The organism is Ensifer adhaerens, assembly GCF_013283195.1.
Taxonomy (GTDB): Bacteria; Pseudomonadota; Alphaproteobacteria; order Rhizobiales; family Rhizobiaceae; genus Ensifer; species Ensifer adhaerens_G.
The window spans coordinates 3,225,016-3,244,251 of the sequence record NZ_JABEKT010000001.1 but is presented as its reverse complement, the minus strand read 5'-3'; the positions used below and the strand labels follow the sequence as shown (position 1 = coordinate 3,244,251).

Sequence of the window (19,236 nt, the reverse complement as noted above, 5' to 3'; positions counted from 1 at the left end):
AAGCAAACTATTGATTCCGTTGGCTGGGGAGGGCGCAGAGGCTGCCGCAGCTGCGCACGCCCGGAAGCAGGTAACGCAGGCAGCAGATCTTGCGTCGGCACACGCGCGCGCCGTCCTCTTCCTCGTGGCGCAGGCAATCGAAGAAGGGATTGGGAGAGCCGTCGGGCAGGGATTTGCTGCCAATCAAGGCTTCAGCCTGGGCATGAAGCGGCTCGACGCCGGCAGCGCGCAGGGCATAGTCGATGTATACGAGCGCGTTGTTCCAGGCGAGTTTCGGGGCGATGCCGCCGCTCGACTTGAGATAGCCGACGACCTCGCGCAGGTGCTCGCCCATCAGCGGCGCCAGGGTGGCAAAGACGTCGTCGTCATCACCCGCCTGCCAGTCGCCGGCATCGTCAACGCCAAAGGCGCGCGGCAGGCCATCGTCTGCCAGCGCCACCTTCATGCGGTTGAAGGCGACCGGCAGCACCTGATGATCGAGCACGCGGGCGACGAGGTAGGGGATGGTCAGCGCCGAGAAATAGTAGAGCGACCACATGGAGGCGACCGCGCGGCGGTCTGTTCCCCCTGACTTCTCGGCGTAGGTGTCGAGCGCGCGGTCAAAGGCGCCGGAGGCGAAGAACTCCGGCAGCGCGATGCCGTCGGAAAGATCGCCCGACAGCATCATCTTCTCGTTGCACCAGGCATGTGGCCCGGAAAAGGCGGACGAGAGCACCTTGGTGCCGCCCGTCTCCATGATCGCTTCGGACGCGGCAGCCGTCATCGCATCACCTTACGCGAGCGAGACACAACCGGGCGCCCGGCTGAAGCAGCGAACCTTGTTGCAAGCATGCGATACACCTTCTGAGCAACGGTCAGAAACTCATAAGGTGATCGTGTTACTCATGATTTCTTCAGGCGCAAGTCATTTTATGATTTGCGACCATGTTTCGATGCTCGGGAAGAACCGCAAGCCTTCACTCGCGGTTTGCCAGTGGCCGGTTTTGTTCTCGGTTACAGCAGGCCGAGCTGTTTGTAGAAGCCGAGCGCATCGTAATAGTCGTTCTGTGCGGCGATCTTGCCGTCCTTGACCGTGAACACCGAGGCGCCGGTGAACTTGAAGGCCTTGCCGGTTGCGGCCGTGCCATCGGCCCAGGCGCCCGAATTGGTGCCGGAGAACTCCCATTCGAAGGAGACCTTGTCGCCGGCGGCGATAGGATCACCCTTCATGGCCCAGACGGCATCCGGAGCTGCATTGAGAAAGTTGTCGATGACGCCGGTCTTGGCGGCGTCCTTCCCGTTGACCGGCTTGCCGACGGATGCGTCGTAATAGGTGACGTCATCGGCGAAGTAGGATGCGGCCTTGCTCGCATCATGGGCGTTCCACGCTGCGACATAGGCTTTGACGACATCAGGCGCCGCATCGGCGGCAAAGCCTGAGGGCACCTGCAGAACGGCGCTCAGACCCAGAGCACCTGCAGCAACAAGCAGTTGGCGGCGGTACATGGTATTTCCTCCCGTTTGTGGTGGCCTGAGGGGGCGGGCGCTGCCTGAGCGAAGGCCGCGCCACGCCCTTAACTCCTAGCCGTGGTTGATCATGATGTGGCGCACCGCAGTGTAGTCCTCCAGCGCATAGACGGACATGTCCTTGCCGTAGCCAGACTGCTTGACGCCGCCATGCGGCATCTCGTTGGTCAGCATGAAGTGGGTGTTGATCCAGGTGCAGCCATATTGCAGGCGCGATGCGGCGTTCATCGCCTTGGAGATGTCCTTGGTCCAGACAGAGGAGGCAAGGCCGTAATCGCTGTCATTGGCCCAGGCGACGGCATCGTCCTTGCCGGTGAAGCGGGTGACGGAGACAACCGGGCCGAACACCTCACGCCGGACGATCTCGTCCTCCTGGGTTGCACCGGCGATCACCGTCGGCTGGAAGAAGAAGCCATCGGCGCTGCCGGGCGCACCGCCGGTGGTGATTTCGATGTGCTTTTGGTCGGCGGCACGCTCGACGAAGCTCGCGACCCGGTCGCGCTGGCGGCGCGAGATCAGCGGGCCGATCTCGTTTTCGGTGTCGTCGGCAAGATTGTAGCGGATAGTGGAGACGGCCGAGCTGAGGTCGGCGACGAGCTTTTCGTAGATGCCGGCCTCGGCATAGATGCGGCAGGCGGCGGTGCAATCCTGGCCGGCATTGTAGTAGCCGAAGGTGCGGATGCCGCCCACGACCGCTTCGAGGTCGGCGTCGTCATAGACGATGACGGGCGCCTTGCCGCCGAGTTCCAGATGGGTGCGCTTCACTGTCTTGGCGGCGGCCGTCAGCACCTTCTTGCCGGTGGCGATGTCGCCGGTGATCGAGACCATGGCGATCTTCGGGTGGTTGATGAGCGCATTGCCGACGGTTTCGCCACGGCCGGTGACGACGTTGACCACGCCTTCCGGCAGGATGTCGGCGAGAAGGCGGGCGAGTTTCAGCGCCGTCAGCGGCGTCTGTTCCGACGGCTTGAAGACGACGGTGTTGCCACCGGCAATCGCCGGCGCCAGTTTCCAGGCCATCATCATCAGCGGATAGTTCCAGGGCGCGATCGAGCCGACGATGCCGACCGGATCGCGGCGGACCATGGACGTGTGCCCCGGGAGGTATTCGCCTGCCGTCGGCGCATGCAGGTTGCGGATGGCGCCGGCAAAGAAGCGCCAGCAGTCGACGATCGCAGGCAGTTCGTCATTCCTTACCGCATTGATCGGCTTGCCGCAGTTCAGCGCTTCGAGCGCCGCGAAATCGTCGGCGTTCCTTTCGATCGCGTCGGCGATCTTCAAGAGGTAGCCGGAGCGTTCGCCCGGCGTCGTCATCGACCAGGAAATGAAGGCGCGTTCCGCCGCGTCGACGGCCGCCTCGACCTGCATGTGCGAGGCTTCGGCGAGATCGATGATCTTCGCGCCGGTGCGCGGGTTGAGGATAAGCTCCTCGGCTTCGGTGCCGGCCTCGAAACGCGATCCGATCAAAAGCTGGGTGTCCATGTCTGTTCTCCCTTGAAAGTCTTGTTCATTTGCCGGCGCCGGCGATCTGGTCGCCGTCGCGGGTCAGGTAGTAGGCGCCGAGGATCGGCAGGAAGGTGACCAGCACCACGATCATGGCGACCACGTTGGTCACCGGTCGCTGGCGCGGGCGGATGAGCTCTTCGAGCATCCAGATCGGCAGCGTCGACTGTTGGCCGGCGGTAAAGGTGGTGACGATCACCTCGTCGAAGGACAGCGCGAAGGCGAGCATGCCGCCGGCGAGAAGTGCCGTGCCAATGTTCGGCAGGATGATGTAGCGGAAGGTCTGGAAACCGTCGGCGCCGAGATCCATAGACGCCTCGATCAGCGAGCCGGAGATGCGGCGGAAGCGGGCGACCGCATTGTTGTAGACGACGACGATGCAGAAGGTCGCGTGGCCGAGCACGATCGTCCAGAACGAAAACGGGATCTCCGCCATGGAAAAGGCCGAGCGGAGCGCGATGCCAGTGATGATGCCGGGCAGCGCGATCGGCAGGATGACCAGGAGCGAGATCGTCTCGCGGCCGAAGAAGCGCGTCTGGCTGACGGCGGCGGCACAGAGCGTGCCGAGCACCAGGGCGACGGCGGTCGCGATCGAGGCGACCTTGACCGACAGCGTCAGCGCCGCCCAGACATCCGGCCGGTTCCAGGCAACCGCGAACCATTGCGTCGTCAGGCCCGGCGGCGGGAACTGGTAGCTCTTTTCCTCCGTGGTGAAGGCGTAGAGGAAGATCAGCAGGATCGGCACATGCATGAAAGCAAGGCCGGCGGCAGCGGCGATCTTGAGGCCGAGAGGGGAGCGGTTGCGTTCAGAGCGCATCGAAGGCCCCCATGCGTTTGGCGACGAAGAGATAGGCGCCCATGATGACGATCGGCACGACGGTGAAGGCGGCGGCAAGCGGAATGTTGCCGGCCGTGCCCTGCTGGGCATAGACCGCCTGGCCGATGAACAGCCGGGACGAGCCGATGATCTGCGGAATGATGTAATCGCCGAGCGTCAGCGAAAAGGTGAAGATCGAACCGGCGACGATGCCGGGAAGCGCCAGGGGGAAAAGCACGTGGCGGAAGGTTTGTGCCGGCGTGCCGCCGAGATCGGACGAAGCCTCGATCAGGTTGCCGGGCACGCGTTCCAGCGCTGCCTGGATCGGCAGGATCATGAACGGCAGCCAGACATAGACGAAGACGATGAAAGTGCCGGTGTAGCTGACGGAGAGCGAGTTGCCGCCGACGACGGGAAGCGAGAGCCAGGCGTCGAGCAGCCACTGCAGATGCAGCTTTCCCAGGAACCAGGTGACGATGCCTTCCTTGGCGAGAATGAGCTTCCACGCATAGATCTTGACGAGGTAGCTCGACCAGAGCGGCAGCATGACGCCGAGATAGAACAGCACCTTCCATTTGCCTTGCGCGTAGCGCGCGGCGTAGTAGGCGATCGGGAAGGCGATGAGCGCGGAGGCGATGGTGACGATGGCCGCCATCGACACGGTGCGCAGGATGATATCGAGGTTGGTTTCGCTGAGCAGCTGGCGGTAGGTGGCGAAGGTGAACTCGTAATTGATCAGGCCGGAAAAGTCGTCGATCGAGAAGAAGCTCTGCAGCAGCAGGGCAAAGAGCGAGCCGACATAGACGACGCCGAGCCACAGAAGCGGCGGCGCCAGCAGGACGGTGAGCAATACGTGCGGATGCTTCCAGAAGAAGTCCGACAGCCGGCCCGCTGGGCCGCGGCGGTCCGGCAGGACGATATTTTCAGTGACGGCGGTCATGCGTCCTCCATCGGGTGCAACTCATGCGCCGCAAAGCTGATGGTGACGGGGCTGCCGACCTTGGGCACGGCAAGTGCGGCCGGGCTTGCGACCGCGATGCGCGCGCCATCGACATCGACGACGACGCGGTTGACTGCGCCAAGGAAACTATGGGCGGAGACGGTACCGTTGAGGCTGAGTGCGCCTTCGCCCGGGGCCGACAGCGCGATCGCCTCGGGGCGAAGGCTGGCATAGGCGGATCTGACGCCAAGCTTCTGGCAGAGCTTTGCCGGCAGCACGTTCGACGAGCCGACGAAATCGGCAACGAACCGGGTCTTCGGCTGCTTGTAGACTTCTTCCGGGCTACCGAGCTGCTGGATGCGGCCATCGTTGAAGACGGCAATGCGGTCGGCCATCGACAGCGCTTCACCCTGGTCGTGAGTGACGAACACGAAGGTGATGCCGAGCGATTTCTGCAGGGTCTTCAACTCTTCCTGCATCTGCTCGCGCAGCTTGAGGTCGAGCGCGCCGAGCGGCTCGTCGAGGAGCAGTACCTTCGGTTTGTTGACGAGGGCGCGGGCGAGCGCCACGCGCTGGCGCTGGCCGCCGGAAAGCTGGCCGGGGCGGCGGCTGCCATAGTTCGGCAGCTTGACCATGGCGAGCGCGTCTTCGGCTGCCTTGCGACGCTCTTCACGGCCGACGCCCTTGACCATCAGCCCATAGGCGACGTTGTCGAGGATCGAGAGATGCGGGAACAGCGCATAGTCCTGGAAGACGGTGTTGACGCTACGGCGATAGGGCGGCACGCCCTCGGCCGTCTCGCCGAAGATTTCGATATGGCCGCCGGTCGGCTGCTCGAAGCCGGCCATCAGGCGGAGACACGTGGTCTTGCCCGAGCCCGAGGGGCCGAGCATGGCGAAGAATTCGCCCTCGGCGATCTCGAGGTTCACGCCATCGACGGCGCGCACAGCGCCGAAGTGGCGGGAAACATTGTCGAAAAGAACGGCGGTGGACATCAAATTGCTCCAGGATTCCAGCCCCTCATCCCGCTGCCGCGACCTTCTCCCCGCTCGCGGGGAGAAGGGGATGTGCGGTCGGCGTCTCGCCCAAAGCTCATCCGGCGGGTTTGCCGGGGGCGTTCCCTCTCCCCGCGAGCGGGGAGAGGGTCAGGGTGAGGGGCTAATGCTTGCGATGCGGCTGAGGCTCAGCGGCCGCCGATGACGCCGATGTAGTCAGAGACCCAACGGTGGTAGGGCACGCATTCGCCCTGGCTTGCGCACTTCGTCACCGGCGTCTTCCAGAACTTGACCTTCTCGAAGTCCTCGTAGCCGTTGGTCTTGCAGCCGGCGTCGGTCAGAAGCTCGTTGCCCTTGCAGGCCGCGCCGACTGAAGGGTTGGCGCCGAACCAGGCGGAGACGTCACCCTGGACCTTGGGCGAAAGCGAATGTTCCATCCACATATAGGCGCAGTTCGGATGGGCGCTTTCGGCGTGCAGCATGGTGGTGTCGGCCCATCCGGTCACGCCTTCTTCCGGAATGGTCGAGGCGATCGGCAGCTTTTCGGCTTCCATCAGGTTGACCTGGAATGGCCAGGAGCCGGAGGCGACGACGCCTTCGTTCTTGAAATCGTCGATCTGGATCATCGCGTCGTGCCAGTAGCGACCCACGAGCGTGCGCTGGGTGCGCAGCAGCTCGAGCGCTGCCTTGTACTGGTCTTCGTTCAGTTCGTAGGGATCCTTGATGCCGAGTTCCGGCTTGTGCTTCATCAGGTAGTTGGCGGCATCCGCCACGTGGATCGGGCCGTCATAGGCCTGGACGCGGCCCTTGTTGGACTTGCCGTCAGGCAGGGTCATTTCCTCGAAGACGACGTTCCAGCTCTTCGGCGCTTCGCCCTTGAAGGCGTCCTTGTTGTACATCAACACGTTCGGACCCCAGACATAGGGGGTGCCGTAGTGAACGCCGTTGACCGTGTGCCAAGGCGCGCTCTGCATGCGCTCGTCGATGGTCTTCCAGCTGGGGATGAGATCGGTGTTAACAGGCTGGACGCGCTTGCCGGCGACGAGGCGCATCGAGGCGTCGCCCGAGGCGGTGACGAGGTCGAAGCCGCCCTCGTTCATCAGCGCGACCATTTCGTCCGAGGTGGCGGCCGTCTTGACCGAGACCTTGCAGCCGGTCTGCTTTTCGAAATCGGTGACCCAGTCGTAGTTCTTGTCGGTCTCGCCGCGCTCGATATAGCCGGCCCATGCAACGATCGACAGTTCGCCTTCGCCCTTGCCCAGTTCCTTCAGCGGTTCCTGCGCCAAGGCAGGCGCCACGAGGCCGAGCGACAGCGTCAGCGCAGTGCAGGATTTCAGGATCTGCTTCATCTGAATTCTCCCAGTTTTGAGCCGCATTTTACGGCTTCGTTCCCAGGTTGAAGCGTGCCTTGATTTCTCCGCATTCGCAAATTCATTAATCAGAATGCCGCTATCGGTTTTTCCGATATATCAACGTGAGTGAACAGGAGCGCACTCATCCGTGGTGACGCATCCTCATGGTTTTCTGTGTATTTTTGACCTGTTTCGGATTTTTAGCGTGGACGGGCGCTGCGCAGAGCTTCGGCGATACCGACGAAATCGCGTGCCGATTGCGGCAGGCTGGAGCCCTTGCGCCAGACCATGCCGACCTGGACGACGGGAAGGGCGCCCGAGACGTCGCGGCTCTCGATGCGGTCGCCTTCAAGAGACCATGGGCGGTAGACGAGGTCGGGCAGAAGGGCGATGCCCGCGCCTGTCGCCACCAGGCTGCGCACGGCCTCCACCGATCGGGTGCGGAAGGCGACATGCGGCCGCGCGCCGAGCGCCGACAAGAGCTTGCCGGTGTTCTCCTCGATTTCGTCGACCGTCAGCATGATCAGCGGCTCCTTGGCAATATCGCTGATCGAGATGATGTCGGCGCTAACCAGCGGATGGCCGATCGGCAGCCAGAGGCGGTAGGGCGAGGTTTCCAGGATCTCGGCCTGCAGCGCCATTCGGTCGCGCAGGTTGGAGATGACCATGACGGCGACGTCGAGTTCACCGCCGATCAAGAGATGTTCGAGATAGGAGCCGTTGTCCTCGATGGCACTGACATCGACGCCGGGGCAGGCGCGGCGATAGCGCGCGAGCAGGTCCGACAGCACGTAGCCGGCCACCAGCGATGTGACGCCGAGATTGAGCTTGCCGCCCGTCTCCTCGCGGCTGTCGGAAAAGCTGCGCCTTGCGTCGGAGACATTGGACAGGATTTTTGTCGCGTGCCGCAGAAACTGGTGGCCATTGTGGGTGATCGAGAGGCCGCGTGGATGTCGGTCGAACAGTTCGACGCCGAGGTCGCCTTCAAGCTCCTTGATCGCCTCGGTGATCGAGGATTGCGAGATCGACAGGTTCTGGGCCGCGCGGGTGATCGAGCCTTGCTCGGCGACGGCGACAAAATACTGCAACTGTCTGAAGGTGAAGGCCATCCGCGCAGTTAATCGCTGTGAAGGCGCGGTTGCAAGCGCGGCCACGAGATCGTCCCCGACAATGCAACTGCGGCGGGATTTTCCGGATGATGTCGGTTTCCGGACAGAAGGCGGGCCGGCCGATGCTAGACTTGCGCCGGTAAGATCAGGGAGGCGGACTTTGGATCAGGGCGTATTGAAACCGATGCCGACGGAAGAGGGCATCCTCGCCTTCCATCGCCGCTGCGAAGCCTTCTATCCCGCCGATGCGGTGGATGCGTCGATCGAACAGCAGCGCAAGTGGTACGATGCGCTCTGCGCCGAGTTCGACGCGCCATCGCCCGAAGGCCTGACGCGCGAGGATGCGCTTGTCGAGGACCGCATCCCGATCCGGCGCTACCGGCCGGCGACGGTCTCTACCGACACCCGGATCTACTACATTCACGGCGGGGGCTTCGTCGTCGGCTCGCTCGACAGCCATGATGCCATCTGCGCCGAACTTGCCGATTTCGCTCACGCCGAACTCGTCAGTGTCGATTACCGCCTGGCGCCGGACCATGTCTGGCCGGCTGCCTTCGAGGATTGCTACGCGGTGCTTCAGGCCCTGCTCGCGGATGGCCGTCCTGTTGTCGTTGCCGGCGACAGCGCCGGCGGAAATCTGGCGGCGGGCATTGTGCTCAAGGCACGGGCAGACGGACTGCCCGGTATCGTCGGGCAGGCATTGATCTATCCCGGTCTTGGCGGCGATCTCGTTTCCGGCTCCTATATCGAGATGTCCGAAGCGCCGGGGCTGACGACGGCCGATACGAAGTACTACCGGGACATACTGCAGGCGCCGGCCGATAATCCGTTTGCAGCACCGCTGGCGGAGACGGATCTTTCGGGTCTGCCGCCGACCTATATCACCGGCGCGTTCTTCGATCCGTTGCGCGACGACGCCCGCATCTATGCTGCACGGCTCGCGATGGCTGGCGTCAACGTCACCTTTCGCGAAGAGCCGCAGATGATCCATGCCTGGCTTCGCGCCCGGCACATGAGCGAGGGTGCGCGCGAAGGCTTTCGCCGTCTGGCCGGCGGTATTGCCGTTCTTGTTGGAACCAGATGAACGTTTCGGTCCTGATGGATGCGTAAATCCGGCTTCAGTGCGCCTCGGTTCTTTCTGGGTCGGGCTAGCTCTTCGCCTTGAACACCAGCGCTGGATTGGTGCGGAAGCTCTGCGGGAACAGTTTGTGCAGGTTCTCGATCTTCGGCATGTCGTTATAGACGATGTAGGGGTAGGTCGGATTGCGCGTCAGGAAATCCTGGTGATAGGCCTCGGCGGCATAGAAGCCTTTGAGCGGCGAAATCTCGGTGACGATCGCGGCCGGGAACGCGCCGGATTTGCCGAGTTCGGCGATATAGGCCTCGGCGATCTTCTTCTGCTCCGGCGTGGTGACGAACAGGGCCGAGCGATACTGCGTGCCGTGATCAGGCCCCTGATAATTCAGCTGCGTCGGGTTGTGGCCGACAGAGAAGAAGATCTGCAGCAGCTTGCCATAGCTGACCTTGCTCGGGTCGTAGGTCACTTCCACCGACTCCGCATGGCCGGTATCACCATTGCTGACGGCCTCGTAGGATGCTGTGTCGCGGCTGCCGCCGGCGTAGCCGGAGACGGCTTTGCTCACACCCTTCACATGCTGGAACACACCCTGGACGCCCCAGAAGCAGCCGCCGGCAAACACCGCCGTCTCCGGTCCGCTGGCGGTTTTTTCGTCGAGTGACGGCGGCGGAATGGATATGGCCGGTTCGGCGGCTCTTGCCATCGATGCGCCGGAAATCGTGGCACTGAGTGCGAATGCGCGGGCAATCCATTGCAAGCGTCGGCCGGCCTTCACAGTGCGTGGCTGACTGTCGGGTTTTGCAAACATCGGTGGGTTCCTCTGCCGCGGTCGGGCGGCGGCCGTGTTGCGCCCATGTTTTTCGCGAGATCATTCGAAAGCAAATCGCAAGAGCGTGCTTCACGGCAATGTGACGATCCGCTACCACAGTCACGAGGACACGGCGGTCCCTCGAAATGAGGATCGCGAGACATTGCGGGGAGGGACGATGGTCGGGGAAACGGATCTTGCGAAGCTGCTGGCGACGATGGCGCCGGTTTTGTTTCCGCAGACTTACGTCTATTGCACCGTGCCCCATGACGAGGCGCAGCGTTACATGACACTTGAGCCGCTTGCGACCTATCGCGAGGACGAAGGGGTGACCCTGATCCTGGAGCGCCCGGCGGCGGATGCCGCCGACCTTTCCTATGGGCCGTTGCTTGCTCGCATCACGCTCAACGTGCATTCGGCGCTCGAAGCCGTCGGGCTCACGGCAGCGGTGGCGACGGCGCTGACGCGCGAAGGCATCAGCGCGAATGTCGTCGCTGCCTATTATCACGACCACATCTTCGTACCTGAGGCGGACGCCGAACGTGCGCTTGAGGCACTGCGGGCGCTGAGCCCCGCCTGACCTGACCCCGCTTGGTACCTTACCGGCTTTCCGGGCTTTGCTGATCACATGAAGCGGATGTCGGCGGGCGGGTTTTCGTAGTCGTCGTGACGGCCGTTCTCGTAGATGATGGGGGCCGCGCCCAGTTCCTCATCGCTGACGCCGTCGAGGCAGGCGACGTTGACAGCGTAGAAATGGCCGAGGAAATCCTTGAGGTAGCCGCGGGAAAACGGCCTGACGCCGCAGCGGCTGCAGAAATAATGGTCGACGTCGCCCTCGCGCCAATTCGATGGCACTGCCCGGTAGCTCGTCAGCGCTTCCTTGCCCTTGGTGATCGCGAACTCGTCGCGAAGCGCGAAGGATTTCTGCATGCGCGTCTTGGCGCAGAAGCTGCAATTGCAGCGGCGGATGCCTTCGGCAAAATCGAGCTGGCATTCGAAGGCAACGGCGCCGCAGTGGCAGCTGCCGCGATAGGGCTTTTTCATCGGAAGGTCTCCTGTCGTTAGGCAGAGGTCAGCCGGCCCCGGTCTTTCGGCCGGGGACGATGACGCTGCAGAGATGGACGTTGATGCAATTCATGTGCTGGCGTCCGCGACGCGGACGCGACTTGCTATCCTGCCTTGGCAGAGACTTCCGCCTCGTCGGCGATCACAGGATCGTTGTCGGCGCCGTTGCCGGTCGCCTTGCGCAGAAGCAGGAAGGCGAGCAGCGCCGTCAGCAGCGACAGGGCGACGCAGATCGATGCGGTGAAGGCGAAGGAATTGGTGAAGACGTCGCGGGCGGCAGTCAGCAACCGTTCGGACTGTTCCCCCGGAAGCTGTTCGGCGATGGCGACGGCACCGCCCAGCGTCTGGCGTGCAGCCTCGACCGTGTCTTCGGGAAGGCCGGTGACGACCACCGCGTCCATGCGGCTGCGGTAGGCTGCCGTCAACATGCTGCCAAGCACGGCGATGCCAAGCGCGCCGCCAAATTCGAAGCTGGTTTCCGAGATCGCCGAGGCGGCACCAGCGCGCTCCGGCGGGGCGGAGCCGACGATCAGGTCCGTGGTTAATGTGCCGACCGGCGCAAAACCGAGGCAGAGGACGACCAGGCCTGTCGTGACGAGCAGGGGGCTGCTGGTCGTTTCGACCTGGGTGCAGATGGCAAAGCCGATGGCGGTCAGGACGAAGCCGGCCGCAATCAGGTTGGAGGCGGCGTAACGCGTGGCCAGCGACGGCACCAAGATCGAGCCGAGCACCATGGCCACACCCGTCGGCACCGACCAGAGACCGGCGACGAACGGCGAGAGGCCGAGCACGAGCTGTAGGTACTGCGCCACGAACAGGAAGGCGCCGAAGCCGACGAACAGGCCGAGAATGTTGACGCCGAGCGCCGCGCTGAAGGCCGGGGTCCTGAACAGGGCCAGGTCGATCAGCGGATCGGCAAGCCGGCTCTGGCGCCTGGCAAACAGGAGGGCGACCGTCAGCCCGAGCAGGATGAAGAACACGGCGGTGACGTCGAGACCATCTTCGGCGATCCGCTTCATGCCATAGATCACCGACAGAACGGCGACGAGCGACTGCCCGGCGCTGACGAAATCGAGCCGGCCGGCATTGGGGTCGCGGAATTCCGGCAGCAGCATCGGGCCGAGGATCAGAAGCAGGATCATGACAGGGACCGCCAGCAGGAAGACGGAGCCCCACCAGAACTGCGACAGCATCAGCCCGCCGACGACAGGGCCGATGGCGCCGCCGGCTGAGAAGCTGGCGATCCAGATACCGATCGCCAATGTGCGCTGCTTGTCGTCGAGAAACATGTTGCGGATCAGCGATAGCGTCGAGGGCGCGAGCGTGGCGGCGGCGACGCCAAGGACTGCGCGCGCCAGGATCAGCGTTTCCGCACTCCAGGCAAAGGCGGCGAGCACCGAGGCGATGCCGAAGGCGATCGAGCCGATCATCAGCAGCCGGCGCCGGCCGATGCGGTCGCCGAGCGTGCCCATGGTGATCAGCGAGCCCGCCACCATGAAGCCGTAGATATCGACGATCCACAGCAGCTGCGAGGCAGTGGGCTTCAACTGTTCGGTGAGCTGGGGAACCGCGAGGTTCAGGACGGTCAGGTCCATGGAGTAGAGCATGCAGGGCAGGGCGAGGACGGCAAGGCCGATCCATTCGCGCCGCGTCGCCTTCGGGCCTGGTGCGGTCTCTGCCGTGTCGGGTGCGTCAGACATCAGAAAGATACTCCCGCAGCCTTTCGAGGCACTCGCCCCAGCCTTCCTGGTGCGAGTCGCGCTCGTCGACACTATCGAACGGTGTCTGGTGGAAGGTCAGGCGCGTCTTGCCGCCGACATCGGCGAAGGACACCGTGATCAACGTGTCAGCTCCCGGCTTGCCCTCCTCGTCCCAGGCAAAGGTGAAGATGAGTTTTTCCGGCTCGATCACTTCGCGATAGATGCCGCCCATCCAATAGTCTTGTCCTTCCGGCGAGCGGATGCAGCCGCGCCAGGCGCCGCCGGGGCGGAAGTCCATCTTCATGGAATGGGCGGTGAAGTCGCGCGGCCCCCACCAGCGCAAGGCGTGCTCGGGCGTAGACCAGACCTTGAAGACGAGGCTGCGCGGCGCATCGAAGATCCTGGTGATTTCGAGGCTCAGTCTGTGTTCGCGCGATGCGCTTTCCCCGGCCAATGCCATGACAAACCTCCCGCGGCCAGCGCAATCGTCGTGCGTGGCGGTTCTTTAACTCGAAAGTTATTTAACTTGAAGGTTAATAACTGGACGAGCAGAGAATTGTCAAGGCGCGAGGGGCCCGGACCTGATGTTTGTCAGTTTTGTGATGGCTGGCAGCGCGCCTTGAGGCGGGCGAGGATCCGGCTGAAGGCCTGGGGATCATCGAGGCTGCGCGCAAGGATGAGCGCGCCCTGAATGCCGCCGATGACCTCTTCGGCGAGCGCCTGCCGTTCTTTTTCCGCCATGCCCTGGCGGCCGAGCGCTTCGGCCAGCGCCGTCCGCCAGTCGGCGAAGTAGCGGTTGAGCTCGACCGAGAAGCGATCATGGGCGCCGCTCGCGGCAATGACGCCCATCAGGCAGAGGCGGCGGCCCTGGCGAAAGTAGCCGTCGACGGAAGCAAACATGTCGTCGATCGCCGCTGCCGGCGTTTCGCTGTCGTTCAGCCGGTCGAAGATGTGGGTCTGGAACCATGAGGCGATGTCGCCAAGCACCGCCTCGGCCATCTCTTCCTTCCCGCCGGGAAAGAAGTGATAGAGGCTGCCCTTGCCGAGCCCGGTCTTCTCGGTGATCAGGCTCAGGCTCGCGCCGTCATAACCGTGCTCGCGAAAGACCTCGGCAAGCGTGGCGATGACGTCCTGGCGTTCGGCGACGACGCGGCTCATGCGGGCTTCCTCAAGAGCGGATACTCGACCTTGCCGAAACGATGAAACAGCGTGCCGACGGCGACCAGTATCAGCGAGCCGGTCAGCACGGGGAACAGTAGAAATTCGAAGCCGGGGTCGCTGGCAAAGACCACCAGCGGGTTGGCGCCGGCCGGCGGGTGGGTGATGCGCAGCGCCGCCATCAGCGCGATCGCCGCGCCGACGGCAAGGCCGACCGCCCACCATTCGTTGGGGAAGAGCGCGCGCAGGACGAGGCCGACGAATGTCGCGACCAGATGGCCGCCGACGACGTTGGCGGGCTGGGAAAGCGGGCTGCCGGCCACCGAGAAGATCAGCACGCAACTGGCGCCGAACGGCGCCATCAGCAGTGGCTCGCCGACGATGTTGGTGAGGGCGCCGACGGCGGCGATGGCGACAAGGCCGCCGATGCCGGCGATCAGGCCACGGCCGATGTGGATGGGAGGCTGGTGACGAAAGAAGAAATGGCGCATGACTGTACCGATCAGTAAATTGTTTACCGATTGGTACAGTCATGCGCCGTTGGAGTCAAGATGCGCTTACATCAGGTCGCGCGCGACCCGCTTGGAGAAGGTCTTCTCAAAGATCGGAGCGTCGTTTTCATAGGCGACGATCTTGGCTTCGGTGATCCAGTCGTTGGCGTCACAGGTGAGCACGGACGTCGAGACGGTGCGCACCGACCAGCCGTCGCGCCTGGCGATGCAGGTCCATGTGGAGGTCCCGACCATCGAATGCGGATCGTCGGGGGCGATCGACCAGGTCTCGTCGCGGATGTCCTGCGTCGAAAGACCGGTATCGGGGTGCTCGCTCAGGCCGCCATCCTCGTAGATCCGGTAGTGCGTGACGCCGTTGGTCATGTCGCGCTCGACGGTGCGGCTGGTGCTGCCGGCCGTATGCTCGATGTATTTCGGCAGCGGATCGGGGTTTTCCGGCGCCGGCACCACGACCTCGTTGTGCTGGCCGAGCAGCGGGAGAGACAACGCCAGGGTGGACGTGTCGATTGTCAGGCCGGGATCGCTCGGCGGCGGCAGGATCATCGGCCAATATGAGGTCGACAGCGACAGCCGGATGCGGTGACCGGCGCGCACGCGGTAGCCGCAGGCGTCGAGCACCAGGGTGATCCGGGTCCGCCGACCTTTTTCCATCGCTCGCGGTTCGGCATTGCCGTCGCGGTGCGCCAGGTTGAGCACGCCGAAGGCGATGCGTGTGGCGGTGCCATCCGGATGCACGTCGACGATGCGGGCAACGAGGTTGGCGGTGTCGGCGGCGCAAGTGACATCGACGGAGACGCGTGCCTGGCCGAGGTAGTCTTCGGCCTCCAGCAAGGGACGTGTTTCGAAGGTCAGCGCACCGGCATCGTCGATGCGCTGGTCGCCGGCCATTTCGGCGTCGGGCTTCAGGGTGAAGTACTCGCCCGATGCCGTTCCGGTGTCGAGCGGCGACTTCAAGAACACCTCGCCGATACCCGCGGCTTTCGTGTTGATCGCAAGCCGGCCGTCGAGTGTGACGCCGAGAACCTGCATCACCGGCGTCTGCCAGACATCCTTGGCGACCCAGCGGCCGGGGTCGTTGTCGCGCCGCACTGCCGGGCGCGGGCCGTCGAGGATGTAGGCGCGCACCTGCGGTCCGCCCTCGGCGCCGTTGTTCTCGTCGCGCAGCCAGCGGTTCCACCAGCGGATCGCCTCGCCGTGGAAATCGGCGCGCGGCTTCGGCCAGGCGAAATGCGGATATTTGTGCACCCAGGGGCCGATCATCGCCTTGGCCTTCGTGCCGAGACCCTCGACGGCTTTCAGCGGCGTGTTGCGATAGCCGTCGGCCCAGCCGGCGATGACGAGCGCCGGCGTGTCGAAGCTGTCGAAATTGTCCGAGATCGAGCCGTGCTGCCAGAAGGCGTCGCGGCGCTGATGCTCAAGCCATTCCTCCATGAAATAGGGCTCGTTTTCCAGGCGCTCCAGCCACATTTCCTTCCAGCGATCGCCGACGATTTCAGGGTCCGGCGAGCGTGATTGATAGGCCAGCATCGTCGCTGCCCAGGAGAGTTGGGCAGAGAGATGGCAGCCGTTCTTGTAGTGGATGTCGTCGTTATAGCGGTCGACGGTGGAGGCGATGGAGATGACGGCTTTCAGGGCCGGCGGCTTCAAGGCTGCGACCTGCAGGCAGTTGAAGCCGCCCCAGGAGATGCCCATCATGCCGACCTTGCCGTTTGACCAGGGCTGGGCGGCGATCCACTCGATGATCTCGCAGCCGTCTGCAAGCTCGCGCGGCGTATACTCGCCGTCGATGACGCCGTCGCTTTCGCCCGAGCCGCGGATGTCGACACGCACGCCGGCAATGCCGGCGGCGGCAAACACTGGATAGGTCGACTCATCGCGAAGGCTGGTGCCGCCGCGCTTGCGGTAGGGCAGGTATTCGAGCACAGCCGGCACAGGATCTGCGTCCGTGCCGGCGGGCATCCAGATCCGGGCGGCAAGGCGGGTGCCGTCCTTCAATCGGATCCACTCGTTCTCGATCAGGGTGAAGTCACGGTCTGACATATCGCTTGTTCCGCTCATTCTCATGGTTTTCAGGCATTTCCGGCAAGACCGTCACGCGCTTTTGCTGGAAATGCCCTGTCTCTTTCTTTGCCGGCCAAAATCCGCCGTCTTAGCTGTCGAACCACACGCGGCTTGCGACATAGCCGTTCGACAGGTCGTTGCCGATGTCGTGCACGAAGCCCTTCAGCGAGGCGGTGGCCGCGTTCACGTAGTCGTTGAACACCGGCAGGATCAGGCCGCCTTCGTCGCGCACGGTCATCGCCATCGTCTTGTACATCTCCTTGCGCTTGGCATCGTCGAGTTCCGAGCGGGCCTGGAGCAGGAGCTTGTCGAAGTCTTCGCGCTTGAAGCGGGTGTCGTTCCACTCGGCGCTCGAGAGGTAGGAGGTGGAGTAACGCGAATCCTGCGTTGGGCGGCCGCCCCAGTAGGAGGCGCAGAAGGGCTGGACGTTCCAGACATTGGTCCAGTAGCCATCCTCCGGCTCGCGGCGAACCTCGAGCTCGATGCCGGCCTTCTTGGCGCTTTCCTGGAACAGGACCGCCGCGTCGATGGCGCCGGGGAAGGCGGCATCCGAGGTGCGCAAGAGGATCGGCCGGTCGTGGCCCGACTTCTTGAAGTGGAAGGCGGCCTTGTCGGGGTCGTAGGCGCGCTGCTCGATGCCCTCGGGCGCCAGCGCATAGTTCTCGTTGACGGGGTAGTCGTTGCCGAGCGTTCCGAAGCCGCCGACGACCCGGTCGAGGATCGCCTGACGGTCGATCGCATACTTCAGCGCCAGCCGGAGGTCGTTGTTGTCGAAGGGGGCGGTGTCGCAGTGCATCAGGAAGCTGTAGAAGCCCTTGCCGGCGGTGCGCAGGATTTCGACGCGCGGCGCGCGCTTCAAAAGCGGCACGGTCTTCGGATCGATGTTGTTGATGAAGTGCACCTGGCCGGAGGAGAGCGCCGCGATGCGGGCGGTCGTGTCGTTCATCACGATGATTTCGACGCTGTCGACGAAGCCACGATCCTGGCGCCAGTCGTTGGCATTCTTCTCGAAGGTCGAGCGCAGGCCCGCCTCGTAGCTTGCAAGCTTGTAGGGGCCGGTGCCGATCGGCGAGGCGGGGTTGTCGACGCCGCCGCGCGGCTGGATGATCAGGTGGTAGTCGGTGAGCAGCAGCGGCAGGTCGGCATTGCCTTCGGTCAGCGTCAGCACCAGCGCGCCGGCTTTCTCCTCGATGGTCTTGATCGAGCGCATCAGGCCGAGCGCGCCCGACTTCGAGCCTTCGTCCGAATGCCGCTTCAGCGTGGCGACGACGTCGGCAATCGTCATCTTGCTGCCGTCGTGGAAGCTGACGTCGCTGCGGATCTTGAAGGTCCATTGCGACGCATCCGCCGAGGGCTCCCAGGATTCGGCAAGGGCCGGCAGCGGCGCGCCGGTCTTCGGATCGGATTCGACCAGCGTGTCGCCCCAGAGATGGCCGATGACGAAGGAGACCGAGCCGCTGTAGCCGGCGGGATCGAGCGTATCGGTGGTGGCGCCGCCCTTGAGGCCCAGCTTCAGGTGGCCGCCGCGCTTGGGCTCTTCGGCGCGCGCATCGCCCGCCAGCATCGTGCCGCCAAGGCCTGCCGCCAGACCGAGGGCTGCGGTGCCGGCCAGAAAGCCGCGGCGGTTGATGCCGGCCGGTACCAGAAGGCCGTCGGGACGCTTGGTGAAATCGGTCATGTGCAGGTTCCCTCTTATGTGTTGTTTCAAGGGAAAACCTAACGGCTGCTGCAGGTCACACAATTTCGCGACTTGACGCTGGTTTACGCGACTTTACGCTACCCTCTCCAGACCATTGGGGAGCCGCACGTGCACGACGCCGACCTCTTTGCCGCTAACCTTCGTTTTGCCTGCGCGACGCGACGTTCGATCTCGCAGATCTGCCGCGAGATCGGCATCAACCGTCAGCAGTTCAACCGTTATATCAGCGGCGAGGCGCGGCCTTCAGCGCACAATGTCGCGCGCATCGCCAGTTTCTTCGGGCTGCAGGCGCAGGACTTTTCGCTGTCGCCGAAACTGTTCGAAGCCCGGGTGGTCAGGCCCGATCGCGACCGCTCTGAAGCCGGGCTGCTGCTCGAAGGCTTTCCAGGTGATCTCGCGAGCCTTCGCCGCCATGTCGGCTATTACCAGACCTATCATCTGTCGCCGTCCTGGCCGGGCCGCGTCGTCTGCTCCTGCGCCCGTGTCCATGAGGAGAGCGGCTCGATCCGGGTGAAATCGATCGAGCGCATCCGCGACGCTGCCAACGAAATCCAGCAGTTTTCCAAGTATGTCGGCCTCGTCACCTTCTGGCGCAACCGCATCTTCATCGCCGAGCGCAGCGTCGGGCGCCAGCCTATGCTGTCGCAGACGATCCTGATGCCGTTCGAGGTGCATCAGCGCGTCTATCTGCGCGGCACGACCATGGGCGTCTCCTGGCGCAAGGAGAACCTGCCCTATGCCTCGCGGATGATCTGGCGCACGCTTGGTCAGGAGCCGGATCTGCGGCAGATGCTGTCGCGCTGCGGGGTGCTGGCTGCGGGGTCGCGGCAATTGCCAGCGACGGTGCGAACCTTTCTCGAAACGCCTGACGCCGACGTGCTGACGGTGCCGACCGATTATTGAGGTGGCGGCCTTGGCGTTGCCGTCCTAGAT

The 19,236-nt window shown here is 63.9% G+C and carries 19 protein-coding genes; 3 read left to right on the top strand and 16 right to left on the bottom strand.

The window, feature by feature from the left end; all coding sequences use genetic code 11:
• Positions 1–7: 7 nt before the first annotated feature.
• From fhuF to LPJGGPFB_RS15405, 8 genes are all read right to left on the bottom strand, one after another.
• The gene (gene fhuF, locus LPJGGPFB_RS15440; protein WP_173420707.1) at positions 8–763 is read right to left on the bottom strand and encodes a siderophore-iron reductase FhuF; all 756 of its coding nucleotides are present in this window, start codon (positions 761–763) and stop codon (positions 8–10) included.
• Between the two features lie 230 nt (positions 764–993).
• Positions 994–1,485: an ester cyclase gene (locus tag LPJGGPFB_RS15435; protein WP_173420706.1), complete on the bottom strand. Its 492-nt coding sequence runs from the start codon at positions 1,483–1,485 to the stop codon at positions 994–996.
• 75 nt (positions 1,486–1,560) lie between these two features.
• Positions 1,561–2,988, bottom strand: a complete 1,428-nt coding sequence (locus LPJGGPFB_RS15430) for a gamma-aminobutyraldehyde dehydrogenase (protein WP_173420705.1) — start codon at positions 2,986–2,988, stop codon at positions 1,561–1,563.
• A gap of 25 nt (positions 2,989–3,013) precedes the next feature.
• Positions 3,014–3,826: an ABC transporter permease gene (locus tag LPJGGPFB_RS15425; protein ID WP_173420704.1), complete on the bottom strand. Its 813-nt coding sequence runs from the start codon at positions 3,824–3,826 to the stop codon at positions 3,014–3,016.
• Complete coding sequence (locus tag LPJGGPFB_RS15420) at positions 3,816–4,766, bottom strand: ABC transporter permease (RefSeq protein WP_173420703.1); 951 nt, start codon at positions 4,764–4,766, stop codon at positions 3,816–3,818. Before LPJGGPFB_RS15420 ends, LPJGGPFB_RS15425 begins: the two co-directional genes overlap by 11 nt.
• Positions 4,763–5,761, bottom strand: a complete 999-nt coding sequence (locus LPJGGPFB_RS15415) for an ABC transporter ATP-binding protein (protein ID WP_173420702.1) — start codon at positions 5,759–5,761, stop codon at positions 4,763–4,765. Before LPJGGPFB_RS15415 ends, LPJGGPFB_RS15420 begins: the two co-directional genes overlap by 4 nt.
• 188 nt (positions 5,762–5,949) lie before the next feature.
• On the bottom strand, positions 5,950–7,110 hold the full coding sequence (locus tag LPJGGPFB_RS15410) for an ABC transporter substrate-binding protein (protein ID WP_173420701.1): 1,161 nt from the start codon (positions 7,108–7,110) through the stop codon (positions 5,950–5,952).
• A 203-nt stretch (positions 7,111–7,313) separates the two neighbouring features.
• Entirely contained in the window at positions 7,314–8,222 is a 909-nt protein-coding gene (locus LPJGGPFB_RS15405; protein WP_173420700.1) for a LysR family transcriptional regulator, read from the bottom strand.
• 160 nt (positions 8,223–8,382) lie between these two features.
• Here LPJGGPFB_RS15405 and LPJGGPFB_RS15400 point away from each other — a divergent pair, with 160 nt between their 5' ends.
• Positions 8,383–9,306 carry an alpha/beta hydrolase gene (locus LPJGGPFB_RS15400; protein ID WP_427858112.1) on the top strand — a complete coding sequence of 308 codons (924 nt, stop codon included), beginning with the start codon at positions 8,383–8,385 and terminating at the stop codon, positions 9,304–9,306.
• A gap of 64 nt (positions 9,307–9,370) precedes the next feature.
• On the opposite strand, the gene msrA is transcribed toward LPJGGPFB_RS15400, so the two are convergent.
• The gene (gene msrA, locus LPJGGPFB_RS15395) at positions 9,371–10,108 is read right to left on the bottom strand and encodes a peptide-methionine (S)-S-oxide reductase MsrA (RefSeq protein ID WP_173420699.1); all 738 of its coding nucleotides are present in this window, start codon (positions 10,106–10,108) and stop codon (positions 9,371–9,373) included.
• Between the two features lie 178 nt (positions 10,109–10,286).
• On the opposite strand from msrA, the gene LPJGGPFB_RS15390 reads away from it, so the two are divergent.
• Entirely contained in the window at positions 10,287–10,688 is a 402-nt protein-coding gene (locus LPJGGPFB_RS15390) for an ACT domain-containing protein (protein WP_173420698.1), read from the top strand.
• Positions 10,689–10,732: 44 nt separating this feature from the next.
• Here the strand turns inward: LPJGGPFB_RS15390 and LPJGGPFB_RS15385 are convergent, their stop codons facing one another.
• From LPJGGPFB_RS15385 to LPJGGPFB_RS15355, 7 genes are all read right to left on the bottom strand, one after another.
• Complete coding sequence (locus tag LPJGGPFB_RS15385) at positions 10,733–11,152, bottom strand: GFA family protein (protein ID WP_173420697.1); 420 nt, start codon at positions 11,150–11,152, stop codon at positions 10,733–10,735.
• Between the two features lie 125 nt (positions 11,153–11,277).
• The gene (locus LPJGGPFB_RS15380; protein WP_173420696.1) at positions 11,278–12,873 is read right to left on the bottom strand and encodes an MFS transporter; all 1,596 of its coding nucleotides are present in this window, start codon (positions 12,871–12,873) and stop codon (positions 11,278–11,280) included.
• Positions 12,866–13,333 carry an SRPBCC domain-containing protein gene (locus LPJGGPFB_RS15375; RefSeq protein ID WP_173420695.1) on the bottom strand — a complete coding sequence of 156 codons (468 nt, stop codon included), beginning with the start codon at positions 13,331–13,333 and terminating at the stop codon, positions 12,866–12,868. Before LPJGGPFB_RS15375 ends, LPJGGPFB_RS15380 begins: the two co-directional genes overlap by 8 nt.
• Before the next feature lie 131 nt (positions 13,334–13,464).
• Positions 13,465–14,031, bottom strand: coding sequence for a TetR/AcrR family transcriptional regulator (locus LPJGGPFB_RS15370; RefSeq protein WP_173420694.1), 567 nt, complete (start codon positions 14,029–14,031; stop codon positions 13,465–13,467).
• Complete coding sequence (locus tag LPJGGPFB_RS15365) at positions 14,028–14,522, bottom strand: HPP family protein (RefSeq protein WP_173420693.1); 495 nt, start codon at positions 14,520–14,522, stop codon at positions 14,028–14,030. Before LPJGGPFB_RS15365 ends, LPJGGPFB_RS15370 begins: the two co-directional genes overlap by 4 nt.
• Before the next feature lie 66 nt (positions 14,523–14,588).
• The gene (locus tag LPJGGPFB_RS15360) at positions 14,589–16,583 is read right to left on the bottom strand and encodes a CocE/NonD family hydrolase (RefSeq protein WP_173420692.1); all 1,995 of its coding nucleotides are present in this window, start codon (positions 16,581–16,583) and stop codon (positions 14,589–14,591) included.
• 109 nt (positions 16,584–16,692) lie between these two features.
• Positions 16,693–18,282 carry an ABC transporter substrate-binding protein gene (locus LPJGGPFB_RS15355; protein ID WP_173420691.1) on the bottom strand — a complete coding sequence of 530 codons (1,590 nt, stop codon included), beginning with the start codon at positions 18,280–18,282 and terminating at the stop codon, positions 16,693–16,695.
• Positions 18,283–18,411: 129 nt separating this feature from the next.
• On the opposite strand from LPJGGPFB_RS15355, the gene LPJGGPFB_RS15350 reads away from it, so the two are divergent.
• Positions 18,412–19,206, top strand: a complete 795-nt coding sequence (locus tag LPJGGPFB_RS15350; RefSeq protein WP_173420690.1) for a helix-turn-helix domain-containing protein — start codon at positions 18,412–18,414, stop codon at positions 19,204–19,206.
• Positions 19,207–19,236: the final 30 nt, after the last annotated feature.